The organism is uncultured Oscillibacter sp. (assembly GCF_947654275.1).
In the GTDB taxonomy this organism is placed as follows: domain Bacteria; phylum Bacillota; class Clostridia; order Oscillospirales; family Oscillospiraceae; genus Oscillibacter.
Genome location: NZ_CANTJS010000021.1, coordinates 1 through 23,241, shown reverse-complemented (window position 1 = coordinate 23,241; position 23,241 = coordinate 1). Strand labels below are relative to the sequence as shown.

The 23,241-nt window shown below is 60.8% G+C and carries 23 protein-coding genes and 1 other annotated feature; of the genes, 20 read left to right on the top strand and 3 right to left on the bottom strand.

Translation table 11 applies throughout. From position 1 onward, the window contains the following. The first annotated feature begins 127 nt into the window (after nt 1-127). The 14 genes from Q0063_RS07450 (at nt 128) to Q0063_RS07385 (ending at nt 14,321) form a co-directional block, all read left to right on the top strand. Nucleotides 128-1,828 (top strand): S-layer homology domain-containing protein, encoded by a 1,701-nt coding sequence (locus Q0063_RS07450; RefSeq protein ID WP_297871347.1) that lies wholly within the window; start codon nt 128-130, stop codon nt 1,826-1,828. Between the two features lie 286 nt (nt 1,829-2,114). Further along, nucleotides 2,115-2,978, top strand: coding sequence for a class I SAM-dependent methyltransferase (locus Q0063_RS07445; RefSeq protein ID WP_297871346.1), 864 nt, complete (start codon nt 2,115-2,117; stop codon nt 2,976-2,978). A 53-nt stretch (nt 2,979-3,031) separates the two neighbouring features. After that, on the top strand, nt 3,032-3,883 hold the full coding sequence (locus Q0063_RS07440) for an energy-coupling factor transporter ATPase (RefSeq protein WP_297871345.1): 852 nt from the start codon (nt 3,032-3,034) through the stop codon (nt 3,881-3,883). An 18-nt stretch (nt 3,884-3,901) separates the two neighbouring features. Further along, nucleotides 3,902-4,768 carry an energy-coupling factor transporter ATPase gene (locus tag Q0063_RS07435; protein WP_297871344.1) on the top strand — a complete coding sequence of 289 codons (867 nt, stop codon included), beginning with the start codon at nt 3,902-3,904 and terminating at the stop codon, nt 4,766-4,768. After that, nucleotides 4,762-5,568: an energy-coupling factor transporter transmembrane protein EcfT gene (locus Q0063_RS07430; protein WP_297871343.1), complete on the top strand. Its 807-nt coding sequence runs from the start codon at nt 4,762-4,764 to the stop codon at nt 5,566-5,568. Before Q0063_RS07435 ends, Q0063_RS07430 begins: the two co-directional genes overlap by 7 nt. Before the next feature lie 27 nt (nt 5,569-5,595). Beyond that, nucleotides 5,596-6,474, top strand: a complete 879-nt coding sequence (locus tag Q0063_RS07425) for a hypothetical protein (RefSeq protein ID WP_297871342.1) — start codon at nt 5,596-5,598, stop codon at nt 6,472-6,474. A 42-nt stretch (nt 6,475-6,516) separates the two neighbouring features. Then, nucleotides 6,517-7,155: a sugar O-acetyltransferase gene (locus Q0063_RS07420; protein WP_297871341.1), complete on the top strand. Its 639-nt coding sequence runs from the start codon at nt 6,517-6,519 to the stop codon at nt 7,153-7,155. A 16-nt stretch (nt 7,156-7,171) separates the two neighbouring features. Continuing rightward, entirely contained in the window at nt 7,172-8,059 is an 888-nt protein-coding gene (locus tag Q0063_RS07415) for a hypothetical protein (RefSeq protein WP_297871340.1), read from the top strand. A 9-nt stretch (nt 8,060-8,068) separates the two neighbouring features. Beyond that, nucleotides 8,069-8,824, top strand: coding sequence for a tRNA pseudouridine(38-40) synthase TruA (truA, locus tag Q0063_RS07410; protein WP_297871339.1), 756 nt, complete (start codon nt 8,069-8,071; stop codon nt 8,822-8,824). Beyond that, nucleotides 8,817-10,013, top strand: coding sequence for a DUF5711 family protein (locus Q0063_RS07405; RefSeq protein ID WP_297871338.1), 1,197 nt, complete (start codon nt 8,817-8,819; stop codon nt 10,011-10,013). The genes truA and Q0063_RS07405 overlap by 8 nt, the downstream gene beginning before the upstream one ends. 58 nt (nt 10,014-10,071) lie before the next feature. Further along, on the top strand, nt 10,072-10,758 hold the full coding sequence (locus tag Q0063_RS07400) for a CvpA family protein (protein ID WP_297871337.1): 687 nt from the start codon (nt 10,072-10,074) through the stop codon (nt 10,756-10,758). Nucleotides 10,759-10,942: 184 nt separating this feature from the next. Continuing rightward, nucleotides 10,943-13,249, top strand: a complete 2,307-nt coding sequence (locus tag Q0063_RS07395) for an ATP-dependent Clp protease ATP-binding subunit (protein ID WP_297871336.1) — start codon at nt 10,943-10,945, stop codon at nt 13,247-13,249. Nucleotides 13,250-13,270: 21 nt separating this feature from the next. After that, complete coding sequence (locus Q0063_RS07390) at nt 13,271-13,480, top strand: hypothetical protein (protein ID WP_297871335.1); 210 nt, start codon at nt 13,271-13,273, stop codon at nt 13,478-13,480. A gap of 16 nt (nt 13,481-13,496) precedes the next feature. After that, the gene (locus Q0063_RS07385) at nt 13,497-14,321 is read left to right on the top strand and encodes a 4Fe-4S binding protein (protein ID WP_297871334.1); all 825 of its coding nucleotides are present in this window, start codon (nt 13,497-13,499) and stop codon (nt 14,319-14,321) included. 80 nt (nt 14,322-14,401) lie between these two features. Here Q0063_RS07385 and gluQRS read toward each other — a convergent pair whose 3' ends face one another. The 3 genes from gluQRS to Q0063_RS07370 are packed head-to-tail and all read right to left on the bottom strand — an operon-like array spanning nt 14,402 to nt 17,457. Further along, complete coding sequence (gluQRS, locus tag Q0063_RS07380; protein ID WP_297871333.1) at nt 14,402-15,343, bottom strand: tRNA glutamyl-Q(34) synthetase GluQRS; 942 nt, start codon at nt 15,341-15,343, stop codon at nt 14,402-14,404. A 58-nt stretch (nt 15,344-15,401) separates the two neighbouring features. Further along, complete coding sequence (locus Q0063_RS07375) at nt 15,402-17,090, bottom strand: DAK2 domain-containing protein (protein ID WP_297871332.1); 1,689 nt, start codon at nt 17,088-17,090, stop codon at nt 15,402-15,404. Between the two features lie 16 nt (nt 17,091-17,106). Continuing rightward, nucleotides 17,107-17,457, bottom strand: a complete 351-nt coding sequence (locus Q0063_RS07370) for an Asp23/Gls24 family envelope stress response protein (protein WP_297871331.1) — start codon at nt 17,455-17,457, stop codon at nt 17,107-17,109. Between the two features lie 1,058 nt (nt 17,458-18,515). On the opposite strand from Q0063_RS07370, the gene mnmA reads away from it, so the two are divergent. The 6 genes from mnmA (at nt 18,516) to Q0063_RS07340 (ending at nt 22,838) form a co-directional block, all read left to right on the top strand. Next, the gene (mnmA, locus tag Q0063_RS07365; protein ID WP_297871330.1) at nt 18,516-19,613 is read left to right on the top strand and encodes a tRNA 2-thiouridine(34) synthase MnmA; all 1,098 of its coding nucleotides are present in this window, start codon (nt 18,516-18,518) and stop codon (nt 19,611-19,613) included. Continuing rightward, nucleotides 19,610-19,960, top strand: a complete 351-nt coding sequence (locus tag Q0063_RS07360) for a hypothetical protein (RefSeq protein ID WP_297871329.1) — start codon at nt 19,610-19,612, stop codon at nt 19,958-19,960. The genes mnmA and Q0063_RS07360 overlap by 4 nt, the downstream gene beginning before the upstream one ends. Before the next feature lie 2 nt (nt 19,961-19,962). Then, entirely contained in the window at nt 19,963-20,733 is a 771-nt protein-coding gene (locus Q0063_RS07355; protein WP_297871379.1) for a tRNA threonylcarbamoyladenosine dehydratase, read from the top strand. A 26-nt stretch (nt 20,734-20,759) separates the two neighbouring features. Continuing rightward, nucleotides 20,760-20,898 (top strand) — a sequence feature (ribosomal protein L10 leader region). Nucleotides 20,899-20,934: 36 nt separating this feature from the next. Then, the gene (rplJ, locus tag Q0063_RS07350; RefSeq protein ID WP_297871328.1) at nt 20,935-21,468 is read left to right on the top strand and encodes a 50S ribosomal protein L10; all 534 of its coding nucleotides are present in this window, start codon (nt 20,935-20,937) and stop codon (nt 21,466-21,468) included. A 54-nt stretch (nt 21,469-21,522) separates the two neighbouring features. After that, nucleotides 21,523-21,891 (top strand): 50S ribosomal protein L7/L12, encoded by a 369-nt coding sequence (gene rplL, locus Q0063_RS07345; RefSeq protein ID WP_297871327.1) that lies wholly within the window; start codon nt 21,523-21,525, stop codon nt 21,889-21,891. 521 nt (nt 21,892-22,412) lie between these two features. Beyond that, a complete protein-coding gene (locus Q0063_RS07340) occupies nt 22,413-22,838 on the top strand; it encodes a GyrI-like domain-containing protein (RefSeq protein ID WP_297871326.1) in 426 nt (141 codons plus the stop codon). The last annotated feature ends 403 nt before the right edge of the window (nt 22,839-23,241 follow it).

Here is a 23,241-nt window from a genome sequence, read left to right as displayed (position 1 = left end):
CCTGCGTATTGACCAGCCGGCAGTTTTCCTTTATAATGAATCAATCGTGGAACCCGGCCCTCCAAACCGGAGGGCTGGGGCATTTTTTTGATATGGATTCGACAGATTCGGACAAAAGGAGACTGCCATGCGAAAAATTCGACTGCCCAAGAGGTTCATGACCGGCGCTCTGGCCGCGGCTCTGGCCCTGACGCCCGCCATGGCTTTTACAGATACCGAGGGACACTGGGCCGCCGCCTCCATCGACAAGTGGAGCCAGAATTACGGCGTCCTCCAGGGCTATGAGGACGGAACATTCCGCCCGGACCAGTCCATCACCCGGGGCGCCTTTGCCGGGATTCTGGACCGCTTCCTGCAATTCCAGTCCATCTCGGCCCCGGAGACCTTTTCCGACACGGCGGGGACCTATTGGGAGAGCTCCATTCTGAAGCTCAACGCTGCCGGGGTCTACCTGGGCAGCGAGGGGAAGGCCCTGCCGGGGAACACCATCACCCGCCAGCAGGGCGTTGCCATGGTGGCCCGGGCCTTCCACATCGACGCGGAGACCACCACCATTCCCTACAGCGATGCGGAGCAGATTGCCGGGTATGCCAGGCCCTACATTGCGGAGATGAGCGCCCGGGGCTGGTTCAGCGAGATTCAGGACGGGAATTTCCGTCCCACGGACCCCCTGACCCGGGCGGAGCTGGTGAGCCTGCTGAACCACATGATTGACGTGCTGGTCCAGGAAAGCGGCTCCCACAGCGGCGACACGGCGGGGAGCCTGCTGATCAGCGCCCCCGGCGGCGCGGCCCTGGAGAACATGACCATCGCCGGGGACCTGATCATTGCCCCCGGCGTGACGGGGGAGGTGACCCTGAAAAACGTCATTGTCCAGGGAACCATCCGGAATTTCAGCTCCATCACTCCCACCGTGGTTACCGAATCCCTGCCGGAGGAACCCGCCGACCCCAACGAGCCCTTTGACTGGGGCATTGTGGTGGTGCCCATCACGCCTGCGGAGGGCACGGAACAGCCCGCCGGACCCGGTATCCAGCCCAGCGAGGTGTATACCCCCGGCCTTACCACCGGCGGGACCATTGCCTATGACGGCAAACAGATTCCCATTTATGAGGGCCGGGAGGCAAGCCGCTTGGGCGAGGGAGACTTTTACTGGGAGGGGGACCGTCTGGTCTATCAGGGCAGCGAGTTCCGCACCCGCTTCGGCATCGACGTCTCCGCCTACCAGAACCGGGCCAGCGAGAACCAGACCATTGACTGGGATGCCGTGGCCGGCGACGGCGTGGAATTTGCCATGGTGCGGGTGGGTCTCCGGGGCTACTCCACCGGGGCGATCAGCGAGGACGCCTTCTACCGCCAGAACATTCAGGGAGCCATGGACGCCGGCATTGAGACAGGCGTGTACTTCTTCGCCCAGGCCATTACGGTGGAGGAGGCCATTGAGGAGGCGGATTTCGTCATCGAGCGTCTCCGGGATCTGAATATCAACGGCCCGGTGGCCTATGACTGGGAGATGAGCAATTCCAGCTATCGGGTCTACGGCACGCCGCCGGAAATGGCCACCGCCTGCGCCGTGGCCTTCTGCCAGCGGATTGCCGAGGCGGGATACACGCCGATGGTCTACGCCGGAACCTATGTCAGCTACATCAAATACGACCAGGGCGCCCTGGCGCCTTACCTGAGCTGGTATCCGGAGTATAAAAGTGAGTCCTCCGAAAAGCTGTATCCCACGCTGTACTATCAAATGGACTACTGGCAGTATTCCAGCAAGTGCAGTGTCGCCGGCATCGGCGGCAATGTGGACGTCAATCTTCAGTTTCTGCGCTGACACCGCAGGAAAAGAGCGCCTGTCCAGGCGCTCTTTTTTGCATCGGACGTGGAAATATATCCCAGTTCCGTGGAATTTGGCGGAAACCACGGTTGACGGAATGGCCCGGAAGGCGGTATAATATGATTTCCATATTGTACATTCGGAGACCATACACTTGATTTGAGCCGGCTTCTCTGCCGCCGCAGGCGGCGGCCGCCGGACAACGAAGGCGCATATTGCTTCCCGGCGTTGGGTGCGGAAGCAATATCCCGGTTGATTTTATCGCTGGCATGGAGGAACAGATATGTGGATCGCGGATCAGTGGCGGGATTACGAGCTTTTGGACTGCGGCGGCGGTGAGCGTCTGGAGCGCTGGGACCGTCAGCTTCTGGTGCGTCCGGACCCTCAGGCAATCTGGGAAACGCCCAGAACCGACCCGGCCTGGGGCCGGGCGGACGCCCGGTATCACCGGTCCCGCAGCGGCGGCGGACACTGGGAGAAAAAGGTTCTGCCGGAGAGCTGGAAAATCCGGTACCGGGACCTGACGTTTCAGGTGAAGCCCATGAACTTCAAGCATACGGGCCTCTTTCCCGAGCAGGCGGTGAACTGGGATTTCTGCGCCGGGAAGATACAGAACGCGGGCCGTCCCATCCGGGTGCTGAACCTCTTCGCCTATACCGGCGGGGCCACGGTGGCCTGCGCCAGGGCCGGGGCCAGCGTCTGCCATGTGGACGCGGCGAAGGGCATGGTGGCCTGGGCGCGGGAAAACGCCCGGCTGTCCGGCCTGGAGGAGGCCCCCATCCGCTGGATTGTGGACGACTGCGCCAAGTTCGTGGAGCGGGAGATCCGGCGGGGGAAGACCTATGACGCGATTATCATGGACCCTCCCAGCTATGGGCGGGGGCCCGGCGGCGAGGTGTGGAAGCTGGAGGAAAATCTCTATTCCTTTGTGAAGCTCTGCGCCGGCGTGCTGTCGGACAAGCCCCTGTTTATGCTGATTAACTCCTATACCACGGGCCTGGCCCCTTCGGTGCTGGGCTACCTGCTGAATCTGCTGGCGGCGGAAAAATACGGCGGAAAGTGTACCTGGGACGAGCTGGGCCTGCCCGTGCGGGCCACCGGCCTGGCCCTGCCCTGCGGGGCCACGGGAAGGTGGTTCAGCGAGTAACGGCCTCCGGTCCGCGGATACGCGCCCTGTGCGTGAGAATGAGGGACTTTGACATGAGTGAAATGATTCAAACGGAAAGCCTCCGCTTCGCCTATCCGGTAAACGAGGGGGAGAAGCCGGTCTATGCGCTCCGGGGCGTGGACGTTGCCATTGAGAAGGGCAGCTTCGTGGTGGTGCTGGGGCACAATGGGTCTGGCAAGTCCACCCTGGCGAAGACCTTTAACGCCGTGCTGCTGCCCGCCGGGGGAAAGGTCTACGTGGAGGGGATGGACACCCTGGACGAAAGCCTGCTGCTGGACATCCGCCAGAGGGTGGGCATGGTGTTCCAGAATCCGGACAACCAGATTGTCGCCAATGTGGTGGAGGAGGACGTGGCCTTTGCCCCGGAGAATCTGGGGGTTCCCACGGAGGAAATCCGCAGAAGGGTGGACGCCGCCCTGGAGGCGGTGGGCATGGAGGAATTTGTGACCCACGCCCCCCATCTGCTCTCCGGCGGACAGAAGCAGCGCATCGCCATTGCCGGCGTCATCGCCATGGAGCCGGCCTGTGTGGTGCTGGACGAGGCCACCGCCATGCTGGACCCCACGGGCCGGCGGGAGGTGCTCTCCGCCGTCCACAGGCTGAACCGGGAAAAGGGCATCACCGTGGTGCTGATTACCCACCATATGAACGAGGCGGAGGACGCGGACCGTGTCATTGTGATGGATGACGGACGTGTTGCTATGGACGGCACGCCCGGGGAAATATTCAGCCAGGTGGCGCGGCTCCGTCATTTGGGACTGACGGTGCCGGACACCGTGGACCTGCTGGACCGGCTCCGCCGGAACGGCTGGGATGTTCCGCTGGACGCCCTCGGCGTGGAGGACTGCGCGGACGCCATCGCCCGGGCGCTGGGAAAATCGTAACAGGGAGGAAGTTCCGGTTTGGAGAGCATACTGCAAGTAAAAAACCTGACTCATACCTATGGGATTGGCACTCCCTTCCAGCGCAGCGCGGTGGAGGATGTCAGCTTCGACGTGCAGCCGGGGGAATTCCTGGGCATCATCGGACATACCGGCTCGGGAAAATCCACCCTGATTCAGCATTTGAACGGTCTCCTGCGCCCTACCAGCGGACAGGTGCTGCTGGATGGCAGGGACATTTGGGAAGCGCCCAAAAAAATCCGGGATATCCGGTTTCAGGTGGGCCTGGTGTTCCAGTATCCGGAATATCAGCTCTTTGAGGAAACGGTCTACAAGGACATCGCCTTCGGCCCCATGAACCAGGGAAGGACCGGCGACGAATTGGACCATGCCATCCGGGAGGCCGCCCGACTGGCAGGCGTCCGGGACGAGCACCTGGAAAAATCCCCCTTTGAGCTCTCCGGCGGCCAGAAGCGCCGGGTGGCCCTGGCGGGGGTGCTGGCCATGGAGCCCAAGGTGCTGGTGCTGGACGAGCCCACGGCGGGTCTGGACCCGGCGGGCCGGGAAAATCTGATGGCCAACATCCGGGACTACCACCGGAACAAGGGGGCCACGGTGATTCTGGTGAGCCACAGCATGGACGAGATTGCCCGGAACGCGGACCGCATTCTGGTGCTGAAGTCCGCACATGTTCTGATGAGCGGTCCGCCGGCGGAGGTTTTCGCCCGGTCGGAAGAGCTGCTTTCCGCCGGGCTGGATGTGCCCCAGGTGACACGGGTGGCCATGGCCCTTCGGGCCCGGGGCGTGAACGTCGATTCCGCCGTTTACACGGCGGAGGCCCTGGAACGGGAACTGCTGGCCTTGAAGAGAGGGGGCGCGCCATGCTGAAGGACATCACCCTGGGTCAGTATTTTCCTGGAAATACCCCGGCCCATAAGCTGGACCCCCGGACGAAAATCCTGCTGGTGATGCTGTATATCATCGCGCTGTTCTGTGCCGGGAGCTTTGTGGCCTACGGACTCATGGCCCTGACCCTGGTGGTCTGCGTCCGCATTTCCAAGGTGGGGCTGAGGGCCCTGGTGCGAGGATTGAAGCCGGTGCTGTTCATCATCATTTTCACCGGCGTGCTGAACCTGTTTTTCACCCCGGGAGCCCGGGACCTCTGGGCCTGGGGACCCTTTCACGTTACGGATACGGGTCTGCGGAATGCCGCGTTCATGGTGCTGCGGATTATGCTGCTGATTATGGGCACCTTCCTCATGACCTACACCACCAGCCCCATCGCCCTCACCGACGGGCTGGAACGGCTGCTGAACGGCTTGAAGCGCTTTCACGTGCCGGTCCACGAGCTGGCTATGATGATGTCCATTGCCCTGCGGTTCATTCCCACCCTGATTGAGGAGACGGACAAGATTATGTCCGCCCAGAAGGCCCGGGGGGCGGATTTTGAGAGCGGGAACCTCCTCCAGAAGGCCAGAGCCATGATTCCCATTCTGGTGCCGCTGTTCATCAGCGCCTTCCGCCGGGCCGACGAGCTGGCCACGGCCATGGAGTGCCGCTGCTACCACGGCGGCGAGGGCCGGACGAAGCTCCATGTTTTAAAGTACGAGCGGCGGGATTATCTGGCGCTGACCTTCGGCGCCGTGATTCTGGCATTGGTGATCGCCCTGCGGGCCTTTGGGCTTTGAGGGAATCAGGTTTTTAAGGAGGCTGCGATGGAAAAAAACAGGGTGCAGATGCTGACGCTGGTTCTCTGCGCAGCTTTGCTGGGGCTGGACCTCTGGCAGCTCCGCCAGCTTTCGGACCTGCGGAACCAGCTTGGAAGCGTCGAGACCAATCTGCAAATGGAGTCCCGCCGGCTGGACGAGCAGGTCCAGGCCGTGCGGCGGGACATGAAAAGCGCGGAGGAGCTGGTCCGGAGCTGGGACTACAGCCCTTCTGTGAATCCGGAAAAGCGCTGTCTGGACGTGGAGGTTTCCGCCATGCTGAAGGAGTGGGGAGAGGATACCGCCGCAGAGCTGTTGTGGATCAGAGAGAACGGCGGAGAGGGCGGCGGGTCCGTGCCCCTGTCCGGCGACGGGACAGGGACCTTTGCCGGCACGCTGGAGCTGCCCCTGGACGAGCTTTGGACGGACTACGGCCTGTACACAGTCATCCGGAACGGCGAGACCCGGCATCGGCAATCCCTGGGCCTTCTGGGCAGCGCGGGGGAGCTTCTGCCGGTCCAATGCACGTCTCAGGCGGGGCGGACCCAGGCGGAGTACATGAAGGACCTCTTTACCGTATACGAGTGCGGCGCGGAGCTGTACACGGGTTCCTCGGAAACAGAGGGCCACATGTTCCGCCTCCGGCGCGGCGGAGAGATTGCGGCGGAACAGGCGGCGGAGCCGGGAGACCGTTCGGACAGCTATTTCTGCGGCAAGCTGTCCGCGGAGGTCCGGCCTGGGGATGAAATAGCCCTGACCTTCTTCTGCCGGGACAAAAACGGCCTGGGCTATGAATTCCTGCTTCGGAGCTGGACCGCCGTGGCGGAGCGGGACCTTTGGGACAACAGTACCGCCTGGGTGGACTGGCCCCGGCTTACATGGGAATAACCGGAGAACGGGACTCCATCTTTTGAAGGAGAGGCTTTGTCAATGAATGCGTCCGACAAGTTTGCGAAGCTCCACAGCGGGGAAATCTACGACCCCATGGACAGCGAGATTTTTGATATTCAGGTTCAATGTCTGGAACTGCTCTATGAGTACAACCAGACCCGCCCCAGTGAAGGGGAGAAGCGGGCCGCCCTTTTGAAGAGAATGCTGGCCGAGGCGGGAGAGGGCTGCTACATTGAGCCGCCCTTCCACGCCAATTGGGGCGGGCGTCATGTACATCTGGGAAAACAGGTCTATGCCAATTTCGGCTTTACCTGTGTGGACGACACCCATATCTATGTGGGGGACTATGCCCTCTTCGGGCCCAATGTGGTGCTGGCCACGCCCAATCACCCCTTCCTGCCGGAGCTGCGGGCCAGGGGCTATCAGTACAATCTGCCCATTCGTATTGGAACGGGCTGCTGGCTGGGGGCCGGGGTTGTGGTAGCCCCCGGCGTGACCATTGGAGACTGGAGCGTAATCGGAGCGGGCAGCGTGGTCACCCGGGACATTCCGGCAGGTGTGCTGGCGGCGGGGAATCCCTGCCGGGTCCTCCGGGAGCTGGACGAGCGGGACCGGAAGTATTATCACCGGGACATGGAAATCGACTGGGAGGCCATGGCGGAGCTGGACGGGAAGTAGACGGAAAGAGGGACCGATGAAGTTACCGACATACAACTTTATTGCCATTGGAATGTGTGCTGTCTTGCTGTGTACGGCGTTTTTGCAGAACCGGGAAATCGTGTCTCTGCGCCAGGAGATGCAGGAATGCCTGGCAGAACTTGACCGTCTGAATGAACAGACGCCTGCCCCCTCAGAGGAGGAACGGATCGTACTAGAAAACGCGCCGCTGACTGTCCGCTTCCAAAACGCACAGATTCAGCCGGAAGCCCGGCGGCTGTCAGTGGATTTGGCGGTGGAGCTTCCGGAAGAATCGCTTTCGTTCTATGAGACGGGCCTTTACGAAGCAGGCCTTTGCATGGAGGGAGAACCCTATGCTCTGGCTTGGAATATTGTCTTGCTCAGCAAAACAGGCGACGGAAGCTATGAGGGAACACTGACGCTTCCTCTGGAGCCGGACAGGAACCTGGACATCCGGCTGGAGGATGACACGGTCCTGTTCAGCGGTCCCGTGCGGAGTCTTCTGCCCATTCAGCGAAGCTCCAACGGATATGGCTGCTGTTCCTGGCACTATGACGCCCAACTGGAGACCTTTTTCTTTTGTGATCCATATGCCGGCCTGACGGACCTGGAGGGGAATGATGTTCAGGTTGAGAACGGCGCGTTTCGCGTCTGCCGGAACGGCGAACAGGTCTTTTATGGCCGGGAGAAGAAGGAGATTGCCTGCTTGGAATCCAATGGGGAGCTGTACGACGGCGTTTCCATTCCCTGCCGGCCGGGAGATCACATTCGTATGGACTACACGTTTCAGGACGAGACAGGACTGGTCTGGACGTTTCCGTTGGAGGAGCTGGAGGCTTTGTCATGGGACGACATGCGGCGCTGTCCGCTTTCTGGACTGCCCCTGATCGCGTGGCCGGAGTGAGGAGAAACGATGCGCAATATTGCCTTGAAACTCGCCTATAACGGCACTGCCTACCACGGCTGGCAGGTGCAGAAAAACGCCGCCAGCGTCTGCGAAACGCTGGAAAAGGCCATTGGAAGGGTATGCGGCGGGCCGGTCCATCTCACCGGCTGCGGACGGACCGACGCCGGAGTACACGCGGAGCGGTATGTGGCAAATTTCCGCACGGACAGCCGCATTCCCATTGACCGGATGCCCTACGCCATCAACACCCACACCCCGGAGGATATCGCCATCCGGGAGGCGGTGGAGGTTCCGGAGGCGTTCAACGCCATCGGATCCTGTATCAAAAAGGAATATACCTACCGTATCTATAACTCCCGCTTTAAAAATCCCTTCTATGTCAACCGGGCTTATTTTTACCCGAAGCGGCTGGATGAGGACTTTTTGAACCGGGCGGCCCATATGTTTGTGGGGACCCATGATTTCCGGGCGGTCCGCTCCGTGGGCACGGAGACCCGGACCACCGTCCGGACTGTCTACTGGTGCGACGTGACCCGGAACGGCGACCTGCTGGAGCTGCGGGTCTGCGCCGACGGATTTTTGTACAACATGGTCCGGGCCATCACCGGCACGGTGCTCTATGCCGCCGAGGGAAAATTTGCCCCGGAGGATATTCCGGAGATTCTGGAACGGGGGGACCGGAGCCTGGCGGGACCCACCGCGCCCCCCGGCGGACTGTACCTGACAAGACTGTGGTATGAGGATGAACGGCTGAATGAGTGACGGGCGGAAGGATATCTGGAATGATGACGACGGGGAACAGGAGGCCCGAAGGGCCCGGCGGGCTGAGAAAAACGGGAAGCTGAAAAGCTTTCTCACTTTTTTCCTGGCCCTGGCTCTGGTGCTGGCGGTGGTGGTGCTGGCGGCCTACCGGGACGGTACCGGCTTTGACATTCTCCGCCGCTATCTGAACTATGGCCGGCCGGAGCAGACAGGGGGGACGGCCCTCTACGCATATGACGCCTCACCGAAGAACCGTTTTGCCGCCGTTGAGGAGAATTTGGCGGTGCTGTCGGAGACGTCCCTGCGGCTGTTCGATAAAGGCGGTCAGGAGCTCTGGTCCGTCGATGTAAACATGGGAGCGCCTGCCCTCACCGCCGGAGGCGGCCGGCTGGCGGCCTACGACGTGGGCGGAACCTCTCTGTATGTGGCAAACGCGGGCGGCATGATGCTGGAGCTGACCGCCGCCGAGGGGGAGCCCTTCCTTGCCGCCTCGCTGAACGAAGACGGCTGGCTGGCGGTGACGGCGGAGAAAAAGGGCTGCAAGGGCTGTGTCAGCGTCTATGACCCGGAAATGAAGCTGGCCTTTGCCTTTGACTCCCGGCGGCGTTTTGTGCTGGACGGCTGCGTGGTGGGAAAGCGCCTGGCGGCGGTGACCCTGGGACAGGAAAACGGCGTCTTTGTCAGCAATATTGTGCTCTATGAGCTGACAAAGGAGGAGCCCGCGGCGGATTATGATGTCTCCGGCGGGCTGGTGGCCGCCATCGGCCAGCAGAACGGGAAGATTGCCGCCGTTTCCGATACCGTCCTGAGCTATGCCAAACCCGACGGGGAAATCGAGGCGTCCTATTCCTATGGCGGGGACTACCTGCGGGATTTTGACCTGGGGGGCGACGGCTTTACGGCGCTGCTGCTGAACCGTTACCGCTCCGGCAGCGTGGGCCGTCTGGTGACGGTGGACAGCGACGGCGCGGAGCTGGGGACTCTGGAGGTGCGGGAGGAGATATTGAGCCTCTCCGCCGCCGGGCGGTATCTGGCGGTACTTTACAGCGGCCGTCTGGAGGTCTATAATCAGGACCTGCAGACCTACGCCTCCCTGCGGGGGGTGGAGGACGTCCGGGAGGTGCTGATGCGGCCCGACGGGTCGGTGCTGATGCTGTCGGGCAGCTCCGCCAGTCTGTTCCTGCCATGAATGTGAAAAATTGATGGGCAAATTCACAAAACGTTTACAGGAAAAGAGGTAGGAAAGTTTGTCATCACCTGTTATAATAGATGCGGCTGCCGCGGCGGTGCTGCTGGGATTTACCGTATGGGGGGCCAAAAAGGGTCTGCTGAGGAGTCTCGCGGGCCTGGCGGTGGTGCTGGCGGCCCTGATTGGCGCCAGCGTGATTGCCTCGGCGCTCTCTGGTCCCGCGGCGAAGCTGCTGGCCCCCGCTGTCGAGCGGCACATAGAGGCCCGGGTGGAGGCGGAGATTCAGAAGAATCTGCCCCAGGGCCATATGCCCGGCGCCATGCCGGAGGGGCTGGAAGACCTGCTGGACCTGCTGGGTCTGGATGCGGAACGGCGGGAGGCTCTGGCCTCGGAGGCCGGGGAGACCATTCGGGAGACCGGCGTCTCCGCCGCCACGGCGGTGGTGGAGAGTCTGGCCCGTTCGTTTTTACACGGTCTGCTGTTTACGGTCTCTTTCACGGTGCTGACCGTGCTGCTTCATCTGCTGGTCCGGGCCCTGGACCTGGTGCTGCGCCTGCCGGGACTCCATGGGCTCAACGCCCTGGGCGGCGGAGCCCTGGGACTGCTGGAGGCGGCTCTGCTGCTGTTTCTGGCGGCGTGGGCGCTGCGGACGCTGGGGGTTTCCGTGGGGGAGGAGGAGAGCCGTCTGTTCCGGTTCTTCGCCGTACATAGCCCTCTGGACGCCTTGAAGCTTTTTCAGCGCTGAATTTTTCTGTGCCAGAGCTTTTTTTGCACCAAGGCTTTTTTCCTGCGCTTCTTCCGGATTGAGGCGTTTTTTCCGGGGCTTCCGGGGCTTCCGGGAAAACCGGAAAACGGACCCGTCGCCCGCCTGACGCGGGCATCTACAATGTCTATTAAGAGCGCCGGTGGGCGCGTGGAGGTTTAAGAAAATGCAGCCGACACTTTGTTCAAGATGTAAAAAAAATGTGGCCGTGGTGTTCATTTCCAAGCTGGACGGTGACAAGACCATCAATGAGGGCCTGTGCCTGAAATGCGCCAAGGACCTGGGGCTTCCCCAGGTGGACGACATGATGAAACGCATGGGTATCTCCGACGAGGATTTGGAAACCCTCAACAGCGAAATGATGCAGGCGATGAACGGCGTGGAAAATATTGACGAGATTCCCAGCGAAGGGGAGGAAGAGGAGGAAGAGGGCAAGACCGCCACCTTCCCCTTCCTGAACCGGCTGTTCTCCGGCGGCGAGGCCAAGAAAGAGGACGCTCCCGACGAGGGCCGGGAAAAGGAGCGGAAGGAACGCAAGGAGCCCAAGAACGGAAAGCGGAAATATCTGGAAAATTACTGCATTTCCCTGACCCAGAAGGCCAAGGATAACAAGCTGGACCCGGTGATTGGCCGGACCCAGGAGATTGAGCGGGTGGTCCAGATTCTCAACCGCCGCCAGAAAAACAATCCCTGCCTGATTGGTGAGCCCGGCGTCGGAAAAACCGCCATTGCCGAGGGGCTGGCCCAGCGCATCGCCAAGGGCGACGTGCCCTTTAAGCTCCGGGAGAAGGAGGTCCACATCCTGGACCTGACGGCGCTGGTGGCCGGCACCCAGTTCCGGGGCCAGTTTGAGAGCCGCATGAAGGGCCTGATTGACGAGGTGAAGCGGCTGGGGAACATCATTCTGATGATTGACGAGGTCCATACCCTGGTGGGGGCCGGAGACGCCGAGGGGAGCATGAACGCCGCCAACATTCTCAAGCCCGCCCTTTCCCGGGGAGAGATTCAGGTGATTGGCGCCACGACCTTCAACGAATACCGTAAATCCATTGAGAAGGACAGCGCTCTGGAGCGCCGGTTCCAGCCCGTCACGGTCAATGAGCCCTCCATTGAGGACTCCGTGGCCATCCTGAAGGGCCTGGCCCCCAACTATGAGAAATTCCACGGCGTGAAAATGTCCGACGGCATCCTCCGTCAGGCGGTGCTGCTCAGCGAGCGTTACATTACCGACCGGTTCCTGCCGGATAAGGCCATTGACCTGATTGACGAGGCCTGCTCTGATTTGAATCTGAAGGACCCGGATATCTCCCGGCGGATGGAGATTCAGCGGGAGCTGGACGACTACGCCAAGGAGCGCGCCATGCTGGAGGAGAAGGAGGAGAAGACCGAAGAGGATTACGCCCGCATGGCGGAGCTGAAAAGCCGGGATCTCCAGCTCAGCACGGAGCAGGAGAGCCTGAACGAGAAGGGCGATCCCCAGCTGTCCATGGAAAATCTGGCCCATGTGATTGAGCTGTGGACCAAGATTCCCGCCTCCCGCATCCGGGAACAGGAATTCCAGCGCCTCAGCCAGCTGGAAGCCCGGCTGAAGGAGCACATCATCGGTCAGGACGAGGCCATTGCCGCCGTGTCCGCCGCGGTCCGCCGGAACCGGGTGGGCATCTCTCCCAAGCACAAGCCTGTGAGCTTCATTTTCGTCGGCTCCACCGGCGTGGGCAAGACGGAGCTGGTGAAGCAGCTGGCCAGCGACCTGTTCAATACCCCCGACGCCCTGATCCGGCTGGACATGTCGGAATTCATGGAGAAGCACTCCGTTTCCCGAATCGTAGGCTCTCCGCCGGGTTACGTGGGCTATGACGAGGCGGGTCAGCTGACGGAGAAAATCCGCCGGAAGCCCTATGCCGTCATCCTCTTCGACGAGATTGAGAAGGCCCACCCCGATGTTCTGAATGTGCTGCTGCAAATTCTGGACGACGGGGAAATCACCGACGCCCACGGGCGGAAGGTAAACTTTGAAAATACCATCATCGTGATGACCTCCAACGCCGGCAGCGGAAACAGGGAAAGCGGCTCCGTGGGCTTTGACCGGAGCTTCAGCCAGCAGGACAGTGAGAAGGCCATGAAGGCGCTCCAGCAGTTCCTGCGGCCGGAGTTCATCAACCGGGTGGACGCCGTGATTACCTTCAACCGGCTCTCCGAGGAGAATTTCCAGGCCATTGCCCGGATTATGCTGGACGAGCTGCGGGACTCCCTGCGGGAGAAGGGCATCACCTTTACCTATGACAGCGCCCTGCTGGAGCTGCTGACGAAAAAATCCTATTCCCGCACCTATGGCGCGCGAAACCTCCGGCGGACCATTCAGAAGGAGCTGGAGGACCCCATGGCCACCAAAATCATCGACAGCTACGAAGCGCCCATCGCCGGGATCAGCGCGGGGGTGGACCAGGATTCCGTGTGCCTGACGGCAAGGTAAGCGGAGAGAAAAGGAGGGCCCATGCTGTTTCGGAAGAATATCGACCCCCGCTGCGCCTACTGCCAGCGGGGACAGCAGCTCAATGAGCGTGAGGTGGCCTGCGTCAAGCGGGGCGTGGTGCCGGTGGAGCACTCCTGCCGGTCCTTTCGCTATGACCCGCTGAAGCGGGTTCCGCCCCGTCCGGCGGCGCTGGACACGAAGAGACTCAGCGAGCAGGATTTTTCCCTGTGATATGGAAGGGGACAGTATGGAAATCAAACAGATTCATGCGCTTTGCTACAGCGGCGCCGGCGTGACGGAAAAGATGGTCCGTCTTTTGGCGGAGGCCCTGGAAAAAGAACTGGGACTGCCGCAGGCGGTTTTCCACGGGTTCAGAAAACCCGAGGAGCGGGCGGCGGATTACAGCTTTGGCCCCGGGGATTTGGTGGTGGTGGGAACACCCACATACGCAGGCCGGGTGCCCAACAAAATCGCGCCGGATTTTCGGGCCCGGCTCCGGGGCAACGGAGCCCTTGCCGTGCCGGTGGTGACCTTTGGCAACCGTGCCTTTGACAACGCGCTGGCGGAGCTCTGCGCTCTGCTGGAGACAAACGGCTTCCGGACCGCGGCGGCCGGGGCCTTTGTGGGGCGTCATGCCTTTACAGACGTTCTGGGAGAAGGCCGCCCGGACTGGGACGACCAGCGGGAGCTGCGGGAATTTGGAAAGCGGATTGCCGAAAAGCTTCGGGGCCTGGAGGCTCCGCCTCCGCCGGTGGAGGTTCCGGGAGACCCGGAAGCGCCCTACTATGTGCCCAGGGGGCTGGACGGTCAGCCCACGCAGTTTTTGAAGGCAAAGCCCCAGACGGACCTGTCCAAATGCTGCAACTGCGGCGTCTGCGCCCGGCTGTGCCCCATGGGCGCCATTGACCCGGCCAATGTGGCCGCAGTGCCGGGAACCTGCATCAAGTGTCAGTGCTGTGTCCGGAAATGTACCCACCATGCCAAGTATTTTGACGATCCCGCATTCCTGTCTCATGTGGCCATGCTGGAAAAGAATTTTCAGGAGCCCAGGGAAAACGCGGTGTTTCTGTGAAAACGAGGACCGGGGACTTATGTCCCCGGTCCTCGTTCCCGTCTCTTCAATTGATTGCGCCCCAAAGGCTGTTAATGGATTCACCCGAACAGGTTTTCAGGCAGGCGAATGTCTGCCCGGGGCACCTTTTCCCAGGAAAAGTCCTGAAGCAGAGATTGGGCGCTTCTGGGCCCGCCGGAGGGATTGAAGCCCGCCAGCCAGGCCAGCTTTCCCAGGAGTTCCTCCGCGGAAACCCGGCCTTGCAGGGTATCCAGACCCGCGTCCGCGTCTCGCTTGGACAGCCGCCGTCCGTCGGGGGCCAGCAGGAGAGGGAAGTGGAGGAACCGGGGCGGCGTCAGGCCCAGCAGCTCATACAGATACAGCTGCCGGGGCGTGGAGGACAGCAGATCCGCTCCCCGGACAACCTCTGTGACGCCCATGGCGGCGTCGTCCACCACCACCGCCAGCTGATAGGCAAACATGCCGTCGGAGCGGCGCAGCAGAAAGTCCCCGCAGTCCCTGTCCAGCCGTTCCCCGTAGAGGCCCATGTGAGCGTCTATGAAACGATACTCCTTGTCAGGGACGCGGAGCCGGAGGGCCGGGGGCCGGAGTCTGGCCCTTTCCGCCGCCTGAGCGGGGGAGAGGCTCCGGCAGGTCCCGGCATAGATCACCTGGCCGTCCTCCCGGTGAGGGGCGCTGGCGGCGTGAAGCTCCGCCCGTGTGCAGAAGCAGGGATAGACCAGTCCCATGGCCTCCAGCCGTTCCAGCGCCGCCTGATAGAGGGCGGTCCGCTGGCTTTGGAAGAAGGTGCCGCCACAGCCGTCCGCCTCCGGTCCCTCATCCCAAAGCAGGCCCAGCCACCGGAGGTCCTCAATCATCTGCTCCGCGTACCGGCGGGGGCAGCGGGCGGCGTCCAGGTCCTCGATGCGCAGAATCACTCTGCCGCCCTTTTGCCGGGCGCTGAGCCACGCCAGCAGACAGCACAGGATGTTCCCCAGATGGATGCGCCCGCTGGGGGAGGGGGCGAACCGGCCCACGGTCATAACAGGACCTCCTTTCACCGCAAAAGAGGGACCCGGACACAGGTCCGGGCCCGTCTGCTTATTCCATGGAGATAATATAATAGTATACGGGCTGACCTCCGGAGAGGACCATAACCTCCGCGTTGGGACAGGCCTTCTGGAAAAACTGCCCGGCCAGCTGGGCGTCTTCCTCGCGGACGTCCTGGCCGAAGTACAGGGAGATAAAGGAGGCGTCCCGTTCCGCGGCGTCCGCGGCCAGCTGTTCCAGCAGCGCGTCCAGGGAGTTGTCTGTGCCGAAGAGCTTGCCTTCTTCCAGGGCGAGATAGTCCCCTTCCTTGATGGCGAAGCCGTCAAAGTCCGAGTCCCGGGCGGCATAGGTGATCTGGGCCGTGGTGACGCCGGAGAGGCAGTCCATCATGGCGTCGGTGATGGACTGGGCATCGGAGGCCTCAAAATCCACATTCATCATGGCGGTGATGCCCTGGGGAACGGTTTTGGTGGGAATGACCACCACGTTTTTCTCCGTCAGCGCCCCGCACTGCTGGGCGGCCATGATGATGTTGCTGTTGTTGGGAAGGATGAACACGGTTTCGGCGGGAATCTGCTCCACGCCTGCCAGAATGCTCTCCGTGGAGGGGTTCATGGTCTGCCCGCCGGACACCACGCCGTCAACGCCCAGGTCCTGGAACACCGTGGCCAGACCGTCGCCGGCGCAGACGGAGAGGAAGCCGTATTTTTTCTCGGGCGGGGCAGGGGTGCGGGGTTCGTCATGATTCGCCTCGGAGGCGGATTCCTCCATGTCCAAATCGTCAACGCTCTGGGCCTTTTTGCCGGCGGCCACGTCCTCGTACTGGGTCCGCATGTTCTCAATCTTCGCCAGCTCCAGGGTGCCGTATTTCTGGGCCTCCGTCAGGGCGCTTCCGGGGATGTTGGTATGGACGTGGACCTTGAAGGCCTCGTCATCCTCACCGATGACCAGGCTGTCTCCAATGCTGTTCAGATAGGCCCGGAAGGGCTCCAGGTCCAGCTCCGCCTGCTTTTTCCGCACGATGAACACCGTGTCGAAGGCAAAGGTAATTTCCTCTGAGGCGAAGACGTTGAAGTCGGCTTTGGCCTTCTGAGGCGCTTCCTCGTCGGGAGTCTCCGGCAGGGGCTCGCCCCGGACGGCGGCCAGCATCCCTTCCAGAATCAAAAGGTAGCCCTTGCCGCCTGCGTCCACCACGCCGGCCTTTTTCAGAACCGGGTTCATCTCAATGGTCTGGGCCAGAGCGGCCTGCCCCTCCTCAAGGGCGGCAGCCAGCACCGCTTCCACGCCGTTTCCGGAGGCGGCGGCCTCCACCGCCCGTTTGGCGGCGAGACGGGAGACCGTCAGCACGGTGCCCTCGGCGGGCTTCATGACCGCCTTGTAGGCGGAGGAAACGCCCTCCTGCATGGCGGCGGCGAAGACCTCTGCGCCGGCGGTCTCACGGCCCTTCAGCCCCTTGGAGAGGCCCCGGAAGAGCAGGGAGAGAATTACGCCGGAGTTTCCCCGCGCTCCCCGCAGCAGGGCGGAGGCGGTGAGGCTGGCCGCCTGGTCCACCGTGGCGGGCTCGGTTTTCCGCAGCTCCGTCACGGCGGTTCCGATGGTCATGGACATATTGGTGCCCGTGTCCCCGTCGGGGACGGGGAAGACGTTGAGGTCGTTGATGGGCTGCTTTTGGGCGGTAATGGCGGCGGCCCCGTGGAGGATCATTTCCTTGAAAAGGGCTCCGGTAATTTGTTCAGTCATGGCTTTTGATCCTCCCTCACAGGGTCATGGAGTCGACGCACACGTCCACGGCTCTGACGGTTACGCCGGTATTTTTGGTCACCACATACTGCACTTCGTTCATGATGGAACGGCAGACCGCAGGGAGATTCACGCCGTTTTCCACAATGATGTGCAGCTCAATGGAGATCGAGTCGTCTTCGTGATAGGTGATGCTGACGCCCTTGCTCATAGCCTCCCGGCGCAGCAGGTGGACGAGTCCGTCGGTCATGGAGCGGTAGGCCATGCCCTTGACGCCGAAGCAGTTGGTGGCGGCCATGCCCGTGATGTTGGAAAACACGGCGCTGCTGACGGAGATCTCACCCTGTTCAGACTTGAATTGAATCATGAGAACGTCCTTTCTTTCCCGGTTCTTTTCCAGTATTGATCAGGAAGCGGCGGTCTGCCTCCCGCTGAATCAATAATCAAACTCATTATATACGATTCTTTTCAAAAGTACAAGTAAAACTTCGGCGGCGGCGCGGTCCTCCGGCGTATTTTATCAGGAGGAGGGGGGCGGTTCCCCGGCCTTCCTGCCTTCCGGGAGGCCGGCGGGTTCGGGGCGGGCCTCCCGGAGCACCGGCGGTTCCGATGGGACAGGCTGCCGGGGGAGGAGGCCCCTGCAAAAAAACCTTTGTCTGGACACGCTCCCGGCGGTCTCCTCCGCCCTCATTACAAGCAGTAATATTGCAGGATTTCCTTCAGCATTCCCTTGGGCAAATTGCTCACGCATCCGCCGCGCCCGGGGCCGGACGGCTGAGAGGGCGGCAGGCATATTCGTCTATTCCGCCACGATTTCTGAAAAATCATGGAGGGTTCGACAAAACCGCTCAAACGTTCTTTCCAGTGGCCGCCGTGGCGCTGTCCTTAACATAAGTTTTTTGATAATTTGCGTCTACGAGGAGTTATTCACATTTTCCACGCCGTTTTCCACATGGGAATTTTCCTGTAATTCCAATGGATTCCGATGAAATTTCCGTTTTTTTGAAGACGCTGGAATCCGATTTTCTCCACAGCGTGAAAATGGAAAATGATTTACATAAAATCGGACGCTCCGGAAAATTCTCTGTTTTCTTTTAAAGATTTTTCTGGACTAACTCCGTTTGAGCGCAAAAAATGAGGGGTTTTTCCGCAAATGCGGGAGACCGGGGCCGGTTTATGCAAAACCGTGCAAGTCCCGGTGACCACTGTGCGGGCGCTCCGATTCCGTTCCGCAGGGCAGACATTGCTTTTCCGGCCCGTTCATGTTATAGTCAGCACAGAAGGCGGCGAAACCGCCGACCCTTTTCGGAGCGGCGTCCGCCTTAAAAAGAACGGGCTCCGGCATGACGGCGGAAAACCGGCGGTCTGCCGGTTCTGTGAATGACGGCGCTTCTGCCGGGGAAGATAGAGATGGGAGAGTACGAGATGGATATAGATGTAAAGGAGAAGGGCGCCCTGATCGCCATGAGCGGCGGCGTGGACAGCACTGTGGCGGCCTATCTGATGCTGAAGGCGGATTACCGCTGCCTGGGCGTCAATATGTGCCTGCGCCCGGAGGAGGACGGCTGTACCCGCCGGGACGCGGAGGACGCGTCCGGGGCGGCGGCTCAGCTGGGGATTCCCTGCGAGGTTCTGAGCTGCACGCAGGACTTTCAGCGCCAGGTGATTGACAAGTTTATCCGGGTCTATGAGGAGGGAGGCACCCCCAATCCCTGCGTTGACTGCAACCGCTGTCTGAAATTCGGCCGCCTGCTTCAGGAGGCGGAGGCCCGGGGGCTGGACTTTGTCGTCACCGGCCACTATGCCCGCATCCAATACGATGAGGACCGGGGCCGCTGGCTGCTGAAAAAGGCCCTGGACGCCGGAAAGGACCAGAGCTATGTGCTCTATATGCTGACCCAGGAGCAACTGGCCCATATCCAGTTCCCTCTGGGCGGCATGGAGAAGCGGCAGGTCCGGGCCCTGGCGGAGACGCTGGGCCTTGCCAACGCCGGGAGGCACGACAGTCAGGACATCTGCTTTGTGCCCGACGGAGATTATGCCGCCTTCATGGAGCGTGCCTCCGGCAGAACGTATCCCGCCGGGGATTTTCTGGACCGGACGGGGCGGGTCGTGGGACGGCACCGGGGCGCGGTGCGCTATACGCTGGGCCAGCGGAAGGGACTGGGTCTTGCCATGGGGGCCCCGGTCTATGTCTGCGGGAAGGACATGGCTCGCAATACCGTCACCGTGGGGCCGGAAGAGGCTCTTTACAGCCGCTTTGTCCGGGTGGAGCGTCTGAATTGGATTTCCATTCCGGAGCCGGAGGACTGTGTGCGGGTGCAGGCAAAGCTGCGCTACCGGCAGCGGGAGCAGTGGGCTGTAATCCGGCCTGCCAAGGACGGGACCGTGGTGCTGGAGTTTGACACACCCCAGCGGGCGGTGACGCCGGGACAGGCGGCGGTGTTCTATGACGGAGATCTGGTTGTGGGCGGCGGCACCATCGTGTCCGCCTGGAACAGGGAAGAGGAGGCGGCAAAGTGAGCTGTCAGCACAATTGCGGAGCATGCGGAAGCTGCGGAGGCGGGGAACTGCTGCTGACCCCAGCGGAACTGAGTCTGCTGGAGCGGCTGGCCCAGACGCCCTTTCTCCCGGTGGGTAAAGGGGAGTATCCGGTCTTTCTGGAGGAGGCGGGCCGGAGCCCGGCGGAGTGGGGAGCGGCGCTGCTGGCGCTGGAGCAGAAGGGGCTCATACGCCTGGACTACGACCTGCCGTTGAAGGGCTGCGGCTATAAAGGCTATGAGGCCTGTTCCCTTCGGGGAAGCATGGCCCTCACCGCCAGGGGACAGGACGTGGTGGAGCAGATCGAAATTCAGGGAATTGAGGGATGAGCATGGACGAGCGGTTTTCCAGAACGGCGCTCCTGCTGGGCCGGGCCGCCATGGAACGGCTCAGCCGGGCGCGGGTGGCGGTGTTTGGTCTGGGAGGCGTGGGAGGCCACGCGGCGGAGGTTCTGGCGCGCAGCGGCGTGGGTGCACTGGATCTGATTGACAGCGATCGGGTGTCCCCCAGCAACCTGAACCGCCAGCTCTTCGCCACCCGGAGCACCGTGGGCCGGTTAAAGGTGGACGCCGCCCGGGAACGTCTGCTGGACATTGCTCCGGATGCGGATATCCGCACATACCCGGTTTTTTTCGGGCCGGATACCGCCGGGGATTTTGAGTTTGCCCGGTATGACTACATCATCGACGCCATTGACACGGTCACCGGGAAGCTGCTGCTGATTCAGCAGGCCCAGGCGGCGGGAACGCCGGTCATCAGCTGCATGGGGGCGGGGAACAAGCTGGACCCCACCGCGTTTCGGGTGGCGGATATCTATGAGACAAGCGTCTGCCCTCTGGCCCGGATTATGCGAAAGGAGCTGAAACGGCGGGGCGTGGACCGTTTGAAGGTGGTTTATTCCACCGAGACGCCCCGTGAGCCGGACCCGGAGGTCTATGAGGCGCTGGGTCGGGAACTGGAGGAGAGCGGACGGCGGCAGCTTCCCGGCAGCTGCGCCTTCGTGCCCGCCGCCGCCGGCCTGATTCTGGCAGGCGAGGTGGTGAAGGACCTGGCGCTCCGGGGAGACCGGCTGGAAGACAAAAACAGAATTTTGGCAAGATAACCCTTGACAATTGGGTTTTCTGCCGTTATAATACAATTTGCGTTCCAAAGACAGCAGGTGGGTTTTCTCAAAAAAACCTGTAAATCCTGCCGAGGGCGGCAAATGTTATGATTTGCTATCCGTCCTTGCGTCTTTATGCCGCGGGGACGGTTCCTTTTTTTAGAACGCGCATTCTCATTCCTGTGGAGGTGAAAAACAACCATGCCTAACGCAAAAGTCTTATCTGAGAAGCAGGCCATCGTGGCCCAGCTGACTGAGAAGATTCAGAAGGCCGCCGCCGGCGTCATCGTGGATTACAAGGGCATCACCGTGGAAGAGGATACCGCTCTGCGCCGTGAGTGCCGTGAAAACGCGGTGGATTATTCCGTTGTGAAAAACACCCTTCTGCGCTTCGCTTTCAACAATACCGGCCTTGGCGACCTGGACGATCTCCTGAACGGAACCACTTCTCTGGCCCTGTGCGACGATCCCGTGGCTCCCGCCCGGGTTATGAACAACTATGCCGAGAAGCTGAAAGACAAGTTCGAGATCAAGGGCGGCTTCATGGACGGAAAGCCCGTGGACATGAATACCATCAAGTCCCTGGCGTCCATCCCCGCTCTGCCTGTGCTCCAGGCTCAGGTCCTGGGCACCATGCTGGCTCCCATCACCGGGCTGGCCGTGGTCCTCAAGCAGATTGCCGAGAAGCAGGGCGCGCCTGCCGAGGCTGCCGAGGAGGCTCCCGCCGCCGAGTAAGCGGCACGCGTTCCAATTGACTGTTTTTATTTACAATTTAGGAGGTTTCATACAATGTCTGAGAAAGTGACCGCCATGATCGAAGAGATCAAGGGCCTGACCGTTCTGGAGCTCAGCGAGCTGGTACATGCTCTGGAGGAAGAGTTCGGCGTTTCCGCCGCCGCCATGGCCGCTCCCACCGCCACCGCTGCCGCCCCTGCTGAGGAGAAGACCGAGTTTGACGTGGTCCTGACCGGCTTTGACGCCGCCGCCAAGATCAAGGTCATCAAGGTTGTCCGCGAGATCACCGGCCAGGGCCTGGCCGAGGCCAAGGCTACCGTCGAGGGCGCTCCCGCCACCATCAAGGAGGGTATCTCCAAGGATGATGCCGAGGCTCTGAAGAAGCAGATTGAGGAAGTCGGCGGCAAGGTCGAGCTGAAATAAGACCGGTAAAGTATTCCAAAGGTTCGAAAAGATTCAAAAGAGTCCGGGGCAGCGGTTCGCTGTCCCGGGCTTTTTTCGTTTGCGGCTGAATGGTGCTTCACACAGCGGAGGGCGGTTTCGTCTAACGCTTCCGCTCCGGGGGCGGGCAGAGCTGTCTTTCCTGGGAGGTATAAAGGGTAGCTTCGCCGCCGAATACATTACATGGCCGGCAGTTCATTTGTGGCTGAATGACACAGGCCGAAAAGGCGGTGATCGACCGGCAGGAAGGAAGCGAAGCGGGAGCGTCCGGGGATGCCCCGGGCGCTCCATTCTCTTTGCCGGCATTCCGTGGCGTGTGCACTTACTCTACACTGCCATCGGATGGTGATGGTATGGCCTGTGTACATCGCGCGTCCTCCAAGACGGCTCCGCCTTGATATGCCGGCGTATTGTTTGTGCTGTCAGGGACTATAAAAAGGAGTTGAACATGGATCGAGGTGATGGTATACTTTTTCAAGAAATCCCGATTTATGGAGGGGAATATGAAAGTTGAAAAGTGCATAAAGGAAGCTTTTGTTGTGATAGGGAAAGAGGGTTCAACTTTAGACGGAGAAGGTTTTATTCAAAGATTATGGATGGATGCAAATTCTCATTTTGGAGAGGTTCAGCATCTAGCTAAAAAAGATGAAAATGGAAATATCATCGGAATATGGGGAGCTATGCCTGATTTTTCGCGTTCATTCTATCCGTGGGAAGATTTCAAAAAAGGTCTTTATCTTGCCGGAGTAGAATGCCGGGATGACGCGGAAGCTCCCAGCAGTTGGACCAAATGGGTGATTCCTGGCTATGAATATTTCGAACCTGTATTCACAACCACTGCACGCCGTCTGGCCGGTCTTTTTCCCACCATACTGCGTCGATTTCCCTTGCCATACGTCAGTATGGCTACGGAAAATCTCCTTGTCTGACGAGAAAAATCCTCGCCCATCCGGCATTCCCCGGCTATGAATACAGGTTCTTATGTAAAATGGGAAGATGATGATACCTTTTCAAAAACGATAAAATACCTGAAAGATCATTCTGTTTCATTGGTGGGGGTAGTCCACGATTTTACTTGTCCGCAGACAGGGGAAGGCTATATGTTTTTTCCAATTAGAAAGATATAAATCGGCAATTTGCAGGGAGATTTCATCTTTTGGGCGAAATCCTCCCGGACAAATGAGCTCCTGGTAAACGGGAGGAGGATACTTGTCACTGCGGGACGCTTTTGGCGGAGACTCCGGCAGAGGGGACCAGTTTGTGGAAAAGATGGAAGAATGTAGGATTGTCAAACAAATTGGACAAGGAACTCGGTTGGGGAAAGCCAAGAGA